The sequence below is a fragment of the Avibacterium gallinarum genome (assembly GCF_002921135.1).
GTDB lineage: Bacteria > Pseudomonadota > Gammaproteobacteria > Enterobacterales > Pasteurellaceae > Avibacterium > Avibacterium gallinarum.
In genome coordinates, this window is sequence record NZ_PQVJ01000011.1 from 269,577 (window position 1) to 287,961 (window position 18,385).

The window sequence follows — 18,385 nt, forward strand, 5'->3', positions numbered from 1 at the left end:
TTTTTGCTGAAAATGCTGTTTCTCTCCTCTCAAACCAAAATTAGGATTTTCTTGAAATATTACTTCATTAAAATTTGAGAATGAAAGCATTATAAGGCAAATCTGTTTCGCATTTCATTATAGATAAATATCGCACTATTTAGTTGAACATCTTTGGAGTTCCTATGAAATATTTCAATAAATTAGAAGAATGGGTGGGTGGCGTTTTATTCCTCGTCATTTTTATCATTCTTCTTGCCCAAATCATCGCTCGCCAAGTTTTTGATTCTCCGTTTATCTGGAGTGAAGAGCTGGCTCGCTTACTCTTTGTTTATGTCGCTATGTTTGGCATTAGTATGGCAACGCGTTCGCAACAACACGTTTACATCGACTTTCTCACCAATTTAATGCCTGAGAAGGTGCGAAAAGCCATCAACTCTTTTGTTCAACTGATTATCTTTGCTTGTATTTTCTTGTTTATCTATTTAGGTTTCAAAGTCTTTTTAGATGCCAGTTTTGAAATTGTATCCTTGCAGATTTCGGAAAAATGGCTTTATGCGCCTCTACCATTCATTTCAATTTTAGTGTTTATTCGCTTTCTGCAAGCGCAAAGTGAAAATTACAAAAATCAATTGAGCTATTTGCCAGCCACTTTCTACATTATTTTCGCGTTGCTTCTGTTTGCAATTTTGATGACTCACCCAGAATGGTTCAAAGCCTTACGCATTAGCAACTACATCAAACTTGGCAGCAATGCGGTGTATGTCTGCTTAATTGTGTGGCTTGTGATTATGTTCCTTGGCACACCTGTGGGCTGGTCGCTATTTATTGTTACCATTTTATATTTCGCAATGACTCGCTGGAATGTGGTCAATTCTGCCTCATCAAAATTAGTTGATAGCCTAAACAGCTTCCCATTGCTTTCCGTGCCGTTCTTTATCCTAACGGGAATTTTGATGAACACAGGTGGCATAACCGAACGGATTTTCAACTTTGCCAAAGCCTTGTTAGGGCATTATTCTGGCGGTATGGGACACGTTAATATCGGCGCAAGTTTGATTTTCTCTGGAATGTCAGGTTCAGCACTAGCAGACGCTGGTGGCTTAGGTCAGCTTGAAATTAAAGCGATGCGTGATGCCGGTTATGATGATGATATTTGTGGAGGGATCACGGCGGCATCTTGTATTATTGGCCCCCTTGTACCACCAAGTATTGCGATGATTATTTATGGTGTGATCGCCAATGAATCTATCGCCAAACTCTTTGTCGCAGGCTTTGTACCCGGGGTTTTACTCACAATCGCATTAATGGCGATGAACTATGCCATTGCGAAAAAACGTCATTATCCAAGAACGCCAAAAGCCTCATTACAACAACGTTGTGAAGCATTCAAAAAAGCCATTTGGGCAATCCTCACCCCAATTTTAATTATTGGCGGCATTTTCTCTGGCTTGTTCACCCCAACAGAAGCTGCTGTGATCGCCGCTGCCTACTCCATTATTATTGGAATGTTTGTGTACCGCGAACTCACGCTAAAAATGGTATTCAAAAGCTGTGTGGAAGCGATGGCAATCACCGGGGTAACCGCCCTAATGGTGATGACGGTAACCTTCTTCGGCGATATGATCGCTCGTGAGCAAGTGGCAATGCGCATTGCCGATCTCTTTATGGCAGTAGCTGATACACCAACAATGGTGCTTATTATGATCAACTTGCTGCTCTTATTCCTAGGAATGTTTATTGATGCCCTTGCGCTACAATTCTTAGTGCTACCAATGTTAATTCCTATTGCGGTGCATTTCGGCATTGATCTAGTCTTCTTTGGCGTGATGACCACATTAAATATGATGGTGGGCATTTTAACACCGCCAATGGGAATGGCATTGTTCGTGGTAGCCCGTGTGGGGAATATGCCAGTGAGTACGGTAACTAAAGGGGTGCTACCGTTCTTAATCCCTGTGTTTACTACCTTGGTGCTTATCACCATCTTCCCACAAATTATTACCTTTATACCAAATCTCTTAATGCCATAAGAGAAAGGCAAAAACAAAGTGCGGGTGAAAATTCACCCGCTTTTTTATCGCCAATTTATCACTAAAAATTCCGAAAAAAAGCACCGCACTTTGATTCTTAGAAAAATCCTTTTTGCAAAAAATGGAGTATCATTTCACATCAAAAAATACTTAATGCGTTTAAAACCAAGTGATTTCAAGAAAAAATGCGTTTAAAAGTTTTTTCAATCTTTTTTCAATTTTGTGATACAGCTCTCAGTAATGAAATATTACTTCATTTATTATATAGCCATTAGGACATTTCCTCCGTTGTTTGGCGTTGTCGTATCCCCAAAGAGAAATATGCCCTAACCATTTAGATTGAAATGTTCTGTTCACTCTGCAAATCAATGAAAGGAGAATTGCAATGAAATTAAACAAACTTGCTCTTGCTACATTATGTTTAGGTCTATCTAGCTCGGTGTTTGCCGCAGACTATAACTTAAAATTTGGTATGGTTGCTGGTACAAGCTCCAATGAATACAAAGCCGTTGAGTTCTTCGCAAAAGAAGTGAAAGATAAATCTCAAGGTAAAATTGAAGTTGCAATTTTCCCAAGCGCTCAACTTGGTGATGACCGCGTAATGTTAAAGCAACTTAAAGACGGCGCATTAGACTTCACCCTTGCTGAATCTGCCCGTTTCCAAATTTTCTATCCTGAAGCGGAAGTGTTTGCACTGCCTTATATGTTAAAAGATTTTGATGTGGCGAAAAAAGCCGTGTTAGAAACCAACTTTGGTAAAAACTTATTCGCTAAAATCAATAAAGAGTTAGGCGTGAGCGTGCTTTCTATCGGTTATAACGGGACTCGCCAAACCACCTCAAACCGCCCAATTAACAGCATTGCGGATATGAAAGGCTTGAAACTTCGTGTGCCAAATGCGGCGACTAACCTTGCTTTCGCGAAATATGTCGGTGCAACCCCAACACCAATGGCGTTCTCTGAAGTGTATCTTGCGTTACAAACCAATGCGGTAGATGGCCAAGAAAACCCATTACCAACCATTCAAGCGCAAAAATTCTATGAAGTGCAAAAATACTTAGCGTTAACCAACCACATTTTAAATGACCAACTTTACGTTATCAGTAATGAAACCCTTGATGAGTTACCTGATGATTTGAAAACTGTGGTGAAAGAAGCCGCACTTAAAGCTGCAGATTATCACACAAAATTATTTGTGGACGGTGAAAATGAGTTAATCGCTTTCTTCCAAGAAAAAGGCGTAACCGTAACAAAACCAGATCTTGCACCGTTCAAAGCGGCATTACAACCATACTACGATGAATACTTGAAAAAGAATGGTGAAGTTGGAAAACAAGCTGTAGAAGAAATCTCTGAGTTAGCTAAATAAGCGGTTTGCTTACTCAATCTATTAAGCAATCACCTTAACGACAAGAGGTCAATATGAAAAAAACAGCATTACACAGTGCATTATTTGCTGCCATTGCAATGACAGCCTTTGCTGCACAAGCAAGCCAATACCCTGATTTGCCTGTAGGGATTAAAAGCGGAACAGGGGCATTAATTGGCGATACCGTTTATGTAGGTTTAGGAACGGGTGGAGATAAATTCTATTCTCTTAATTTAAAAGAGAAAGATGCTAAATGGCAAGAATTGCCTGCTTTCCCAGGTGGAAAACGTAATCAACCAGTTTCTGCTGGCGTAGATGGTAAGCTCTATGTGTTTGGCGGTTTCCAAGATACTGATGTGGCGAAAAATCAAGTGATTAATGATGCTTATCGCTATGATCCAGAAACAAACTCTTGGACAAAATTGCAAACTCGCTCACCACGTTCAGCTGTGGGCGCAAGTGTGGCAGAAACGAACGGTAAAATTTATTTTGTAGGCGGAATTAACCAAGAAATTTGGAACGGACTTTTCCAAGACATCGCAGCCGCAGGTGGCGATAAAGACAAAGAAAAAGCCATTTTTGATCCTTATTTCAATTTACGCGTACAGGATTTCTTCTTCTCACCAGAAATTGTCAGCTACGAGCCAGCCACCAACACGTGGCGTAACGAAGGCATTTTCCCATACTCAGGACGAGCAGGGGCAGCTGTAGCAATTAAGGATAACAAACTTCTTGTTGTAAACGGAGAAGTAAAAGCAGGATTGCGAACCCAAACCACGGAACTTGGTACAATCGGTAAAAATGGAGTTACTTGGAAAAAATTAGGTGATTTACCAACACCGAAAGGGCAAAAACAACAAGAAGGTATTGCAGGTGCAATGGGGGGCTACACCTACGGTAACTATATCGTAACCGGTGGGGCAAACTTCCCGGGCGCGCGAGCAAATTATCAAAATGGTATCACCGATGCACATCGCACTGGTGGGTTGAAAAAAACTTGGCATAGTGATGTTTATGCACTCAATGCCAAAAAAGGCACTTGGAAAATCATTGGTAACTTACCAGAGCCGATTGGTTATGGGGTAAGTGTCAGCTATGATAACAAAGTGCTATTAATCGGTGGTGAAGGTCAAGGAGGAAAAGCGCTCACCTCAGTTCAAACAATGAGTTATGACGGAAAAAAACTGGTTGTTGAATAAAACATACCGATAAACATAATCTAAAGCCTCGTCTAACGAGGCTTTTTTCATAAAATTCGCCAAAATTACACCGCACTTAAAAATATCCATTTATAGTCATTTAAGTTCAAAATAAGACAAGGCAACAAGCCGCAGACAGTACAACTAGTACGGCAAGGCGAAGTAACACAGTATTATTTTGAAATCAAACGACTATACTACAAATGTTACTCATTTCAAGGTAAACTATCGCTACGTTCAATTGACGAGAAAATTTATGCGTTTATTAATTTTTATTTTGGCGGGTTTTGCCTTACTTTTTCAATACAATTTTTGGTTCGGCAAAAACGGTTATTTAGATTACAAAAACACCGAAAAAGAAATCACCCTTCGCCAACAAGAAAATGAAAAACTTTCCCAGCGTAATCAAGTGATTGCGGCAGAAATTAAAGATCTCAAAGAAGGGGTGGACGCCATTGAAGAGCGCGCCAGATTACAACACGAAATGGTAAAAAATAACGAAACTTTTTATCGCATAGTGAAAGAGCATAAGTAAAGAGCATCAATAATGAAACATTCGCCCCGTGAAATTATTGCCGTTGTCCCAGCAGCGGGTATTGGTAGCCGTATGCAAGCGGATAAACCGAAACAATATTTAAAAATTCAGGGAAAAACCATTCTTGAGCATACCCTTGAAGTGCTAATTCACTACCCTGCCATTAGCCAAATTATTGTGGCGGTAACCTCCAGCGATCCTTATTTAGCAGAAATCAACTTACTCAATCATTCAAAAATTCAGCTTGTTGAAGGGGGAAAAACACGAGCGGAATCCGTGCTAAATGGCTTACAACAAATTAAAAACAACGCGAACACTTGGGTTATGGTACACGATGCCGCACGCCCTTGCCTGACTCATCAAGATCTCGATAAATTATTACAAATCAACGACATCAATGGGGCAATTTTAGCCATTCCAGCCGTGGATACCATAAAACGCACAAATTCAAGCTTACAAATTCAACAAACAGAAGATCGCTCACAACTTTGGCTTGCTCAAACGCCCCAATTTTTCCCCGCTCAAACACTAAAACACGCCTTACAGCAAGCCTTAGCCAACGATTTCACCATCACAGATGAAGCCTCTGCAATGGAGTTAATGGGCTTTCACCCTCATCTCGTGGCAGGCAAAAGTGATAATCTCAAAATCACCCGCCCTGAAGATTTAGCGTTGGCGGAGTTTTATTTAAGTCGCAGAACAGCACTTACTTCATCATAAGCAAAAAGAAAGGGCAACCTTTCCTTTGCCCTTCATTTCAAAAACTCAAATTATTTCAACCGCTCTTTTGCTTCAGCAATGGCTTCTGCCACACGCAGTGGAGACACCCCACCTTTGGCGCAGCGTTTATCTAAGCAGGATTGTAGCGATAGGATCTCATACACATCATCGCTGATCACATCACTAAATTGGCGGAACTCTTCTAAGCTCAGATCTTCTAAGCCTTTGTGTACGCTGATGGCATATACCACGGTTTCGCCCACAATATGGTGAGAATCGCGGAATGGTACGCCTTTTGCCACTAAATAATCGGCTAGTTCGGTTGCATTTGAGTAACCTTTTAGTGCCGCTTCACGGGTGCGCTCAACGTTCACTTTAATATCATCTAACACGAAAGTCGCCATATCCAAACAGTCTTGCCAAGTATCCAAAGCATCAAAAATGCCTTCTTTGTCTTCTTGCATATCTTTGTTATAGGCCAGTGGCAAGCCTTTTACGGTCATCAACATTCCAGTTAGCGCGCCCATTACACGGCCAGCTTTACCACGAATGAGTTCGCAAGCATCAGGATTTTTTTTCTGTGGCATTAAGGAAGAACCTGAAGTAACGCGGTCAGAAAGCTCCACAAAATCTGCTTCACCGCTGTTGAAGATAATCATATCTTCTGCAAAACGTGAAAGGTGAGCCATACTTAACGAAGCGGTGGAAAGCAATTCGATAATGTGATCACGGTCGGAAACGCTGTCTAAGCTGTTACGGGTTGCCATTGCAAAGCCGAGATCCTGCGCTAATTGCTCACGATCAATCGCATACGCCGTGCCAGCTAACGCACCGCTTCCCAAAGGACAAGTATTCATTCGATGATAAGCGTCCGTGAGGCGAGAATAATCACGTTCAAGCATTTCCACATAAGCCATACACCAATGGGCGAACGTGATGGGTTGCGCACGTTGCAAATGGGTATAACCCGGCATTACGGCGTGTTGGTTGTTTTCTGCGGTTTCCACCAATTTGGTCTGCAAGGCACGAATGGAATATTGCAACTCGGTTACACGCTGTTTGCACCACATTTTGATGTCTAACGCCACTTGGTCGTTACGGCTACGCCCTGTGTGCAATTTTTTACCCAGATTTCCCACTTTGTTGATGAGCTTACTTTCTACCCAGCTGTGAATATCTTCAGCGTCATCTTGCAAAATACCTTGCAAATTCGACCGCACTTCAATCAGCAGTTCGTTTAAGGCTTGCTCTAATTGTTGTTGTTCTTGCGCGCTTAACACGCCAACGCTAACCAAGGCTTTAGACCAGCCGATTGAGCCTTCAATATCCTGTTCTGCAAGGCGATAGTCAAAGCGTAGTGAATCGTTAAAATCTTTAAAACGTTTATCTGCTGCTTGTGTGAAACGTCCACCCCAAAGTGCCATAGTTTATCCTTATTTTTTTGATTTTTATGATTAAAAAATGTAGAGGCGAACCCAAATGTTCGCCCATACCAAATTGCTTTACGTTTAAGGTAAAATTCTGGTGCCGATTATCTCACCTGCAAAAAGTGCGGTCAATTTTTCTGGATATCTCCAGTTAGCAATATCCACGCCTGTGTTAAGCATTTTTGCTGCATCTAAGGCAGCATTAACCTTCACGATCATTCCATCTGTAATCACACCTTGCTGAATAAGTTGTTGAATTTGTTCGCTATTAAGCTGTGGCAGGCGCTGTTTATTGGTATCTAAAACGCCATCAACATCAGAAAGCATCACCAGATCGCCGCCAATTAATGCGGCAATTGCCGTTGCCGCTTGATCTGCATTGACGTTCATTAAACGCCCTTGATCGTCTACCGCAATGGAGCTAATAATGGGTAGAAAAGCTTCGCTTAGCAAGGTATTCAAAAGGGTGGGATTATTTGGCTTCACATTGGCAACGTGGCCAAGTTCTTCATCAAAAGCTTGGGCACTGGTGAGTTTGCCATCTGCCAAACAAAGCCCCACGGGGTTGAGATTAAATTTCGCAGCTTGTGCCACCAAGGTTTTATTGGCAATGCCTGCCAGCGCACCGACGATAATATCAATTTGATCTGCTGGCGTTACTCTTAAGCCGTTTTTCTTTTGTACAGGCAATGCAAGGCGCTGCATTAATTCGTCCACCACGCAACCACCGCCGTGTACGATAAGCAAAGGGCGGTCGAAATTTTGCTGATAATTTGCCAGTGCGGTAAACAGATTTTCCATTGCTTGCGGGGTATCTAATAGCACACCGCCTAATTTAATTACTAAAGGTTTCATTCTTTTCTTCCACTAAATTAATCCCAAGGTTTCCGCAAAACCATAACGAATATTGGCACATTGCACCGCTTGTGCTGCCGCGCCTTTAAGCAGATTATCTTCTGCGCCAACAATGATAATGTAGCCATTTTTCACTGCAAAACCGATGTCGCAATAAGGCGTAAATTCCACCGCTTTAATGCTTGGCAAGCCTTGTTCATAAATACGAACAAGAGGACGATGCGCATAATATTGCTGATAGGCTTCACGAATTTGCTGTTCGCCCACGCCATCTTTCAATTTGGCAGTAATAGTAGCTAAAATGCCCCGTTTAAAATTGCCTAAGTGCGGGGTAAAAATCACTTCTGTGCCTAAATGAGTAGCAATTTCAGGCTGATGACGATGGTTAAATACGCCATAAGCATTCAGGCTGACCTCGCAAAAACTATTCGTGAGCGAGGCTTTGCGTCCTGCGCCGCTTACCCCACTGACTGCATTAATAATAGGTAACTGATTGAGATCTAATAAATTGTTTTCAATTAATGGTTTTAAACTCAGTTGCGACACCGTTGGATAGCAACCTGCCACCGCCACTAAATCCGTTTGCGCAATGGCACTGTCATTCCATTCCGCTAAACCATAAACCGCTTTTTCTAATAATTCAGGATAGCGATGTTCAAAACCATAATATTGTGGATAAAATTCTGCATTATTCACCCGAAATGCGCCAGATAAATCAAACACTTTACATTGATTTTGTAAGAAAACTGGCGCAAGATCGTGACTAACTTCGTGTGCGGTGGCCAAAAAGACCAGATCGTTTTGTTGTGCAAGTGCGGTTAAATTTTCGTCCAAAGGTTGCAATGGTAAATCAACAATCTGCTTCAGTTGCGGATAAATATCAGAAATGGCTTTATGCGCATCTTGGCTTTGCGCTGAAACATATAATCCATTGAGCTGAAATGCCGGGTGCAAGGTTAGAATACGAGCTAGTTCAGCCCCTGTATAACCACTTGCCCCAATAATAATGACTTTTTGCATAGAACACCTTGTAGATAAAAATATAACACTTGATTAATTATGCTATTATTGTGCATAATTAATCATAAATCAACCTTTAATTTAATACAGGATAAACTTAATGAAAAAATTGCCGCCTTTCCTTGAAATGTATTCTCAGCTTATCGCATTACCCACCATTAGTAGCGTAGAAGCAGAATTTGATCAATCGAATAAAGCCTTAATTGAATTGCTTGCCACTTGGCTTGGCGGTTTAGGCTTTAAAACCAACATTATTCCCGTGGAAGGCAGCCGAAACAAATTCAATTTATTAGCCACCTATGGCGAAGGGGAAGGGGGATTATTGCTCGCAGGGCATACGGACACCGTGCCTTTTGATGAAGGGCGCTGGCATTTTGATCCTTTCAAACTCACGGAAAAAGAGGGCAAATTTTACGGCTTAGGCACTGCGGATATGAAAGGGTTCTTTGCGTTTGTGCTAGAAACCTTACGTCATATTGATCTGAGCAAATTAAGCAAACCGTTGCGGATTCTTGCTACCGCCGATGAAGAAACCACGCTTTTGGGCGCGAGAACCTTCAGCCAGCACAGCTATATTCGCCCAGATTGTGCCATTATCGGCGAGCCAACTTCCTTAAAACCCGTGCGCGCGCATAAAGGGCATATCGGGCAAGCGGTGCGAATTATGGGGAAAACAGGACATTCCAGTGATCCTGAGAAAGGCATCAACGCCATTGAATTAATGCACGAAGCCACGGGTTATTTAATGGAAATGCGTAATGAGTTAAAGGAAAAATATCATCATTCCGCCTTTGCCATTCCTTATCCGACAATGAATTTTGGCGCAATCCACGGCGGCGATGCGGTAAACCGTATTTGTGCGTGCTGCGAACTGCATTTTGACATTCGTCCGTTGCCACAAATACGCTTAGAAGATCTCAATGAAATGCTACAAGAAAAACTGCGTCCAATGTTTGAAAAATGGGGCGATCTCATTTCACTGAAAGCCTTACACGAACCTACCCCTGGTTATGAATGCGAACACTCCGCCCAAGTTGTCCAAGTGGTGGAAAAATTGCTTGGCGAAAAATGCGAAGCAGTGAACTACTGCACCGAAGCCCCTTTTATTCAACAACTTTGCCCAACATTGGTGCTAGGCCCCGGTTCAATTGAACAAGCCCACCAACCCGATGAATATCTCTCCGCCGAATTTATCAAACCCACTCACGAACTGTTGAGCAAATTGATTAAGCATTTTTGCTAACGCAGAGATTTGCTAAAAATAAAAAGTGCGGTGATTTTTCACCGTATTTTTTGCGTCATTGTGCTAAGATACGCCCCTTTTTCTTTCCCATTCTTTTTAAGGAAATTTTATGGATTTATTAATGAATATTCTCGGCTATTTTGGCACGGTATTAGTGGTGCTTTCATTTATGACCAACTCACTATTAAAATTACGTTTGTTAAATGCCACAGGTGCTTTTTTCGTTACCATTTATGCGATCTACACAAATGCCTTGCCGGTGGTGCTGTTAGACGGTTTTATCGTTATCATCAATGTTATTCAGCTGATTAGACATCGTAAAAACACGACAAGCCTTCAATCTCACTAAGGACTTGAGAAAGAACGCTCATCATCCCCCTGAGCGTTCTAACAACACCAACACCTCATAATGCGCTGTATTAGGAAACATATCAAAAAGTTGGATTTTTTGTGCTTGGTAGTTGGCTAATTCTTGCAAATCTTTGCCCATTGAAACCGCATTGCAGCTGGAATACAAAATAAAGTGCGGTTGTAATTTATTGAGAAATTGAGCCAACTCTTTGCCAATGCCACGGCGTGGCGGATTGACAATCAGCAAATCTGGTTTTTCATCTTGTGCTAAGGCGAAATTTGCTGCATCTAAAGATTGAAACTTCACCTGTGCTAAGCCTAATTTTTCTGCGGATAAGCTAGCACTAGCAATGGCAGAAGGGGAAATTTCAATGCCTGTTAATTGCACGTTTACACCTTTTTGTTGCAAGATCGCTGCACAATGCAAGCCAAAGCCCCCTACGCCGCAAAACAGATCCCAGATTTTGCTAATAGGAAGAACTTTAATCCATTGATGTGCCGTGCCGTATAAGCCTTCTGCCACCTTTGGATTGGTTTGGAAAAAGCCTTGTGGACGAATAAATAACGGAATTTGGTTAAAACTTTCAACGAGCTGTTTTTGTTCCGTGAGAAAAATTTCTTCTTCCCCTTCTAAAATCGCCGCGTGTTTCGGTTGAATATTGAGGCTCACCACCTTTATTTGTGGTAAGTTTGCCAATAATTGTGGTAGTTCTCGTTGAATAAGTGCCAGTTTGGCGGTAGATCGCAACACAAAACGTAACATTAATGTGCCGTTACTTTGGCTTTCGGTGAGTAAAATATATTTCAGTTCACCTTTGCGTTTTGCGATATTATAAGGCACTAAGCCCGCGCGCCCTATAAAGGTTTTTAATTGCGCGAAAATCTCTGCGAAATGCGCAGGGTAGAGTAAACAATCGGATAAATCCACCGCACTTTGTGGATCATTGGGAGCGGTCAAAATGCCTAAAATCGGACGTTCCACCGAACCGCTCACCACCATTTTGGCTTTGTTACGAAAACCTTGTTGCGCAGAAGTATAAGGTGGCAACCATTCAAGCTGTGATTGATCAATCCCATTAAGTTGTTGAACTAAATGGGCTTTCTTCTCATCAAGCTGTTTGGTATAAGGCATTTCAAGCCATTGGCAAGAACGGCATTGCCTTTCCATAAAATGCGGACAAACTGGCATTGCTGACATTTAGGCGCTCGCTAACCAAGTTTGTTGAAGTGCGGTCAATTTTTGCTGATTTTCTTGCCAACGTGATGATTTTTCTAAAGTTTTCCAATCTAACTGACTACGTTTAAACAAACCTTGCAAACGTTGTTGGCGCAGGGCATATTGCGCGGCAGTTTCTTGCGGTTGGAAATGATCCAATACTTGGATCACGCCTTCACGTTCGTTACATAGCAATAGTAAGTCGCACCCTGCATTGAGTGATTGCTGACAACGCGCCACAAAATCCCCCATAAAGCCTGCGCCTTTCATTCCTAAATCATCAGAGAAAATCGCCCCTTTAAAGCCAAGCTGTTGGCGGAGTACCTGTTGTAACCAGTAAGCGGAGCCGCTAGCAGGTTGCGGATCGCATTGGGTATAAATCACGTGTGCTGGCATCACGGCATCAAGATAATTTTCCGCAATCAGTTGTTGAAATGGCATAATATCCTGATTAAAAATCTCTGCTTTTAGGCGTTCATCATAAGGCGTTTCAAGGTGAGAATCAGCCAGAACGTGGCCGTGTCCGGGGAAATGCTTGCCTGTGCTAGCCATTCCTGCTTGCTTCATTCCAATAATAAATTGGCGTGCGAGATCAAGAGTTTGTGCGGCTTCATCGTGAAAACTACGATCACCAATGGCACGGCATTGATGGCCTAAATCCAGCACGGGCGCGAAACTCAAGTCAATATCCAGTGCGATCATTTCTGCCGCCATTTGCCAGCCCGCTTGCAATGCCATTGCTTGTTGCTGTTGCGGATCAGCGATTAGGCTAGCGAAACTTTGCATTGCGGGCAGTTGAGTAAAGCCTGCACGAAAACGTTGTACACGCCCACCTTCTTGATCGACGGTAATCAATAAGGGTTTCTTTACTTTCTGCCGTAAGGTAGCAACAAGATGTTGAATTTGCTCACGATCATAAAAGTTGCGGGTAAATAAAATCACGCCAGCGACTAAGGGGTGCGCAAGCAATTCTAATTCTTCTTGGCTAACTTCTTGTCCAGTAAGATCGATAAGTAACGCTGACATTGAAATCCTTATTGCAATTTATTCAAACGAAGGTATAAACGGTAATTGACGCTTTGCTCTGTTGGCGGAACAGGCGTTAAGTTGGTTTGTTGGCTTGGTTGCAGCAACAAACTTGAGGGCGCGTTTAAATTCGGCTCTTCCCCTTGGGTTACGCCATTTTTGTCATACCAAAAGAAATAATAAGCCACATCAAGCTGCTGCTGACTTTTGTTTTTCAGCCAAACATTGTTGTGGCGTAATTTTGTTTCAATCAATGGCGCGAGATTGGCTTCTACATTTAAAATAGGCTCATTTTCGCTCACAATATTTTGAGAAGGTATGGAGCTACAAGCCGCAAGCAATAGGCTTAATCCGCACAGAAAAAACAGTTTTTTCATTATTTTGCCAACATTTTTCCTAAAGGTTCACCACCAAGTAAGTGCATATGTAAATGATACACTTCTTGTCCACCGTGTTTGTTGCAATTAACGATTAAGCGATAGCCATTTTGCGCAATGCCCTCTTGCTCAGCCAGCTTAGCCGCCACAGTAAATAAACGCCCTAACGCCACCTCATCTTGCTCGGTAACTTCATTCACGGTTGGGATCAGTTTATTCGGAATAATCAAAATATGGGTTGCCGCTTGCGGTGAAATATCACGAAATGCGGTGACTAATTCATCTTGATAAACGATATTCGCTGGGATTTCTTTACGAATAATTTTGCTGAAAATGGTTTCTTCTGCCATAGGAAAATCCTTGTGTTTTAAAGGGATATTATTGCTTGTAAACAGTATAGATAAGTGCGGGTATTTTTATCAGAAAAGTTCAAAAATAGCAATCTGGATTACTTTTGTTATTATTTTGTTAAATTTTAGTTTTATAATGTTGCGATATGTTAAATCAATGTTGTAAAAATTGATTTACAATAAATTTTATAAAAAATAAAATCTTTTTTAGTTTAAAGTTCAGGACATATCCCTTAGAATTAGCACATAACTTTTAGGGGGTAGAATGAAAAAAGAAAACGCCGTGAGTTTTATGGCAACGCCAACGGAAATGGCTCAGCTCGCTGAAGATATTGGGGTTTATAAAGCCACTAAAAATCAATTCTATTCTTTTCTTTCCGCAATTTCAGCAGGGGCATTTATTGCGCTTGCTTTCGTCTTTTATACCACTACGCAAACAGGGCTAGCCAATGTGTCTTGGGGATTGGCTAAACTGGTTGGCGGTTTAGTGTTCTCTGTGGGCGTGATTATGGTGGTTGTCTGTGGATCTGAATTATTCACTTCATCAACAATGACGTTGGTGGCACGCGCAGGGCAACGCATCAATACCATTCAAATGTTACGCAACTGGGTTGCCGTTTATGCAGGCAATTTCGTGGGGGCAATCATCATCGCAGGCTTAATTTGGTTCGCAGGACAAACAATGGCAGCCAATGGACAATGGGGCTTGACGATTTTGAAAACAGCCCAACATAAGATTCATCATAGCTGGTTTGAAGCCTTTAGCTTAGGCATTTTATGTAACATTATGGTGTGCATTGCGGTGTGGATGAGCTATGCAGGAAAAACCTTAACAGACAAAGCATTGATTATGATTTTACCGATTGGTTTGTTTGTTTCTTCTGGCTTCGAGCATAGTGTGGCGAATATGTTTATGATTCCCCTTGGGATCATCACTGCCCATTGCAGTTCTGCGGAATTTTGGCAATCTCTTGGGCTGAATGCAGCGCAATTTGCTGATTTAGATGTTTATCATTTTGTCGTAAAAAATCTTATTCCTGTTACCCTTGGTAATATTGTTGGTGGCGGGGTATGTATTGCATTAATGCAGTGGTTTACTAACAAACCACATTCACATTAGTTTGGCGTAAGAGCGGTTGTTTTTTTCGCCGTTTTTACATAGTTAAAATTTTATTTACGTTAAAGGAAAATAGTAATGACTCAACTAACAGAAGCGCAAAAAAAGCGTGGGAAGGTTTTACTCCAGGTGACTGGCAAACCGAAGTAAACGTACGCGATTTTATTCAAAAAAACTACACCCCTTATGAAGGTGATGAATCATTCCTTGCTGGCGCAACAGAAGCGACCACGAAATTATGGAATGACGTAATGGAAAAAATTAAGGTTGAGAACAAAACTCACGAACCTTATGATATTGATACAGATACGCCATCAACCATTACTTCTCACAAACCAGGTTACATTGAAAAAGATTTGGAAAAAATCGTGGGCTTACAAACTGATGCACCATTAAAACGTGCCATTATGCCTTACGGTGGGATCAAAATGGTGAAAGGTTCGTGCCAAGTTTATCGTCGCGAATTAAAACCTGAAATTGAACATATCTTTACAGAATATCGTAAAACCCATAACCAAGGGGTATTTGATGTTTACACCCCAGATATTTTACGTTGCCGTAAATCAGGCGTAATCACTGGTTTACCAGATGCTTATGGCCGTGGTCGTATCATCGGGGATTATCGCCGTTTAGCCCTTTACGGTGCGGATTTCTTAATGAAAGATAAATTCAACCAATTTAATTCATTACAAGAAAAATTAGAGCGTGGTGAAGATATTCAAGCAACAATTCAATTACGCGAAGAAATTGCTGAACAGCACCGTGCATTGGGTAAAATTAAAGAAATGGCTGCCTCTTACGGCTTTGATGTTTCTAACCCAGCAACTAACGCACAAGAAGCGGTGCAATGGACTTATTTCGCTTATCTTGCAGCGGTGAAATCACAAAATGGTGCGGCGATGTCTTTCGGTCGTGTTTCTACTTTCTTAGATATTTACATTGAACGCGATCTTAAAGCGGGCAAAATCACTGAACAAGAAGCACAAGAATTAATCGACCACCTTGTAATGAAATTACGTATGGTGCGTTTCTTGCGTACTCCAGAATACGATCAATTATTCTCTGGCGACCCAATGTGGGCAACCGAAACCTTAGCTGGTATGGGCTTAGACGGTCGTACATTAGTTACCAAAAACAGCTTCCGTATCTTACACACCCTTTACACAATGGGGCCTTCACCAGAGCCAAACTTAACGATTCTTTGGTCTGAGCAGTTACCAGAAGCATTCAAACGTTATTGTGCGAAAGTGTCTATTGATACTTCATCTGTACAGTATGAAAACGATGACTTAATGCGTCCAGACTTCAACAGTGATGACTATGCGATCGCTTGTTGTGTAAGCCCGATGGTTGTGGGTAAACAAATGCAATTCTTCGGTGCGCGTGCGAACCTTGCAAAAACCTTGTTATACGCAATCAATGGCGGTATCGATGAAAAATCAGGTATGCAAGTAGGACCTAAATCAGCACCAATTACTGATGAAGTGTTAGACTTTGATACAGTAATGGAACGTATGGACAGCTTTATGGATTGGCTTGCGACCCAATACGTTACTGCATTAAACATCATTCACTTTATGCACGATAAATATGCCTATGAAGCGGCATTAATGGCATTCCACGATCGTGATGTATTCCGTACAATGGCTTGCGGTATCGCAGGGCTTTCTGTGGCAGCAGACTCATTAGCTGCAATCAAATACGCGAAAGTGAAACCAATTCGTGGCGACATCAAAGATAAAGATGGCAACGTAGTGGCATCTAACGTGGCGATCGACTTTGAAATCGAAGGTGAATATCCACAATTCGGTAACAACGACAGCCGTGTTGATGATCTAGCGGTAGATTTAGTTGAACGCTTTATGAAGAAAATTCAAACGCACAACACTTATCGCAACGCAACCCCAACACAATCTGTACTTACTATTACATCTAACGTGGTTTATGGTAAGAAAACAGGTAACACCCCAGATGGTCGCCGTGCTGGTGCGCCATTCGGGCCAGGTGCAAACCCAATGCACGGACGCGATCAAAAAGGTGCAGTAGCTTCATTAACTTCTGTGGCGAAATTACCATTTGCTTATGCGAAAGACGGTATTTCTTACACCTTCTCAATCGTACCAAACGCATTAGGTAAAGATTACGAAGCGCAAAAACGTAACCTTGCAGGCTTAATGGACGGTTACTTCCACCACGAAGCGACCGTTGAAGGCGGACAACACTTAAACGTGAACGTAATGAACCGTGAAATGTTGTTAGATGCAATGGAAAACCCAGAAAAATATCCACAATTAACCATTCGTGTTTCTGGTTACGCCGTGCGTTTTAACTCTTTAACTAAAGAGCAACAACAAGACGTAATTACGCGTACTTTCACGCAAGCAATGTAATAATTTATTTCTTGTATTGGTTTTTAAAATCGGCTTTATGATATAAAGCCGATTTTTTATTTTTTGACATTTTTCTAGAAAATGCTAAAAATAAAAAATTACTACCTAATAATATAGAAAAAAATGAGAAAAACATTATTAATCTTATACATTATTGCATATATATTATATACTGTCTTAGTGTATTTCTTAAAAACCACTTTAAAACCTTTAATAAGAGTATTAAAGGCATTAACAAAGACTTTGGAATACGCCATACCTCTAATTGAGGAAATGCTTAAAGCATCAAAAGAGCTTCCTAAGGAACTTTCATTTATTCTTACCAAATATTCTTATCAAATAAAAATATTTATCCTGATCTATCTAGCTTATTGCATGATTTTTTACTCATTTTTTAAACTTCCAACTCCTATCACAGTGACAACATACATACCTATATATATATTCCAATTTGTATATTTGTAATATTAGAACATAGTAAAAATTCTAGAAAATACTTTAACAAAACAAAAGAAAACTATATATTAAAATATTTATTAATCATATTATTTTCTTTGTATTTAACTTATTGCTCATATATTTCGCCAGAAGAAATTTTAGGTATTACAGGCTATACAATTAACTTCTTTCCACTATCAAGCACTATACTAATACTATTAATAAATATAATACTTTTATTAATTCTTTACGTACCACTCACATTAATGATACTGGCATTATTTTATGAAATAAAGTCTTTTTCAACAAAAGAACATCTAAAATCATTTTATTATTTAATGATGTGTGTAAACGTAATATCCATCCCTTTGTTTATAAGTAAAAACAGTATAAATCATCAAGAATCAATTAAACACACCTTAATAAACACAAGTTTTTATGAGCAATCTAAGCTAAATAGTTTTTGCAATAATAACAAAGAAACAATTAAACGTAGAGCTAAAGAACGAATAGAACATATAAAAAACAAGGAGAACGAAATAATTAAATCCATAGTCCATAACATTGAAGAAATAAAGATTTCCGTAATTGATAATAGCACCTTATCTATTGCAATACCAGTAACAGTAATATATAAAAATGAAGAAGATAATGAATACACTTCTTATGTATTTACTAGTGCTAAATGTGATAGAGGGTTTAACTAGAATATTATTATTCTAGAAATTTTATCTGCTATA

General features: G+C 40.6%; 16 protein-coding genes and 1 pseudogene. 10 read left to right on the forward strand and 7 right to left on the reverse strand.

What is annotated here, in order from left to right:
* The first annotated feature begins 164 nt into the window (after positions 1–164).
* From C3007_RS04805 to ispD, 5 genes are all read left to right on the forward strand, one after another.
* A complete protein-coding gene (locus C3007_RS04805; protein WP_103853353.1) occupies positions 165–2,012 on the forward strand; it encodes a TRAP transporter large permease subunit in 1,848 nt (615 codons plus the stop codon).
* Between the two features lie 385 nt (positions 2,013–2,397).
* A complete protein-coding gene (locus C3007_RS04810) occupies positions 2,398–3,381 on the forward strand; it encodes a sialic acid TRAP transporter substrate-binding protein SiaP (RefSeq protein WP_103853354.1) in 984 nt (327 codons plus the stop codon).
* Between the two features lie 53 nt (positions 3,382–3,434).
* A complete protein-coding gene (locus tag C3007_RS04815) occupies positions 3,435–4,580 on the forward strand; it encodes an N-acetylneuraminate epimerase (RefSeq protein ID WP_103853355.1) in 1,146 nt (381 codons plus the stop codon).
* 256 nt (positions 4,581–4,836) lie between these two features.
* Positions 4,837–5,115, forward strand: a complete 279-nt coding sequence (gene ftsB, locus C3007_RS04820; RefSeq protein WP_103853356.1) for a cell division protein FtsB — start codon at positions 4,837–4,839, stop codon at positions 5,113–5,115.
* 12 nt (positions 5,116–5,127) lie between these two features.
* Complete coding sequence (gene ispD / locus C3007_RS04825; protein ID WP_103853357.1) at positions 5,128–5,835, forward strand: 2-C-methyl-D-erythritol 4-phosphate cytidylyltransferase; 708 nt, start codon at positions 5,128–5,130, stop codon at positions 5,833–5,835.
* A gap of 50 nt (positions 5,836–5,885) precedes the next feature.
* Here ispD and argH read toward each other — a convergent pair whose 3' ends face one another.
* The 3 genes from argH to argC all read right to left on the reverse strand — a co-directional run bounded on the left by argH (position 5,886) and on the right by argC (position 9,137).
* Positions 5,886–7,259 (reverse strand): argininosuccinate lyase, encoded by a 1,374-nt coding sequence (gene argH / locus C3007_RS04830; protein WP_103853358.1) that lies wholly within the window; start codon positions 7,257–7,259, stop codon positions 5,886–5,888.
* 84 nt (positions 7,260–7,343) lie between these two features.
* On the reverse strand, positions 7,344–8,117 hold the full coding sequence (gene argB / locus C3007_RS04835) for an acetylglutamate kinase (RefSeq protein WP_103853359.1): 774 nt from the start codon (positions 8,115–8,117) through the stop codon (positions 7,344–7,346).
* Positions 8,118–8,129: 12 nt separating this feature from the next.
* Complete coding sequence (argC, locus tag C3007_RS04840) at positions 8,130–9,137, reverse strand: N-acetyl-gamma-glutamyl-phosphate reductase (RefSeq protein WP_103853360.1); 1,008 nt, start codon at positions 9,135–9,137, stop codon at positions 8,130–8,132.
* A 100-nt stretch (positions 9,138–9,237) separates the two neighbouring features.
* Between argC and argE the strand changes: the two genes are divergently transcribed.
* Both argE and C3007_RS04850 read left to right on the forward strand, forming a co-directional pair.
* A complete protein-coding gene (argE, locus tag C3007_RS04845) occupies positions 9,238–10,380 on the forward strand; it encodes an acetylornithine deacetylase (RefSeq protein ID WP_103853361.1) in 1,143 nt (380 codons plus the stop codon).
* A gap of 109 nt (positions 10,381–10,489) precedes the next feature.
* On the forward strand, positions 10,490–10,729 hold the full coding sequence (locus tag C3007_RS04850) for a CBU_0592 family membrane protein (RefSeq protein ID WP_103853362.1): 240 nt from the start codon (positions 10,490–10,492) through the stop codon (positions 10,727–10,729).
* A 21-nt stretch (positions 10,730–10,750) separates the two neighbouring features.
* Here the strand turns inward: C3007_RS04850 and rlmC are convergent, their stop codons facing one another.
* Genes rlmC through hinT form a run of 4 tightly spaced genes read right to left on the reverse strand, consistent with a single transcriptional unit; the run spans position 10,751 to position 13,700 of the window.
* Entirely contained in the window at positions 10,751–11,920 is a 1,170-nt protein-coding gene (gene rlmC / locus C3007_RS04855; protein ID WP_103853470.1) for a 23S rRNA (uracil(747)-C(5))-methyltransferase RlmC, read from the reverse strand.
* Between the two features lie 9 nt (positions 11,921–11,929).
* Entirely contained in the window at positions 11,930–12,973 is a 1,044-nt protein-coding gene (nagZ, locus tag C3007_RS04860) for a beta-N-acetylhexosaminidase (protein ID WP_103853363.1), read from the reverse strand.
* Between the two features lie 8 nt (positions 12,974–12,981).
* Entirely contained in the window at positions 12,982–13,350 is a 369-nt protein-coding gene (locus C3007_RS04865; protein WP_103853364.1) for a YcfL family putative periplasmic lipoprotein, read from the reverse strand.
* Positions 13,350–13,700 carry a purine nucleoside phosphoramidase gene (gene hinT, locus C3007_RS04870; protein WP_103853365.1) on the reverse strand — a complete coding sequence of 117 codons (351 nt, stop codon included), beginning with the start codon at positions 13,698–13,700 and terminating at the stop codon, positions 13,350–13,352. Before hinT ends, C3007_RS04865 begins: the two co-directional genes overlap by 1 nt.
* Before the next feature lie 265 nt (positions 13,701–13,965).
* Here hinT and focA point away from each other — a divergent pair, with 265 nt between their 5' ends.
* The 3 genes and pseudogenes from focA (at position 13,966) to C3007_RS11535 (ending at position 18,352) form a co-directional block, all read left to right on the forward strand.
* Entirely contained in the window at positions 13,966–14,820 is an 855-nt protein-coding gene (focA, locus tag C3007_RS04875) for a formate transporter FocA (RefSeq protein ID WP_103853366.1), read from the forward strand.
* Between the two features lie 75 nt (positions 14,821–14,895).
* Positions 14,896–17,207, forward strand: a pseudogene (pflB, locus tag C3007_RS04880) (formate C-acetyltransferase).
* A 704-nt stretch (positions 17,208–17,911) separates the two neighbouring features.
* Positions 17,912–18,352, forward strand: coding sequence for a hypothetical protein (locus tag C3007_RS11535; RefSeq protein WP_165779955.1), 441 nt, complete (start codon positions 17,912–17,914; stop codon positions 18,350–18,352).
* Positions 18,353–18,385: the final 33 nt, after the last annotated feature.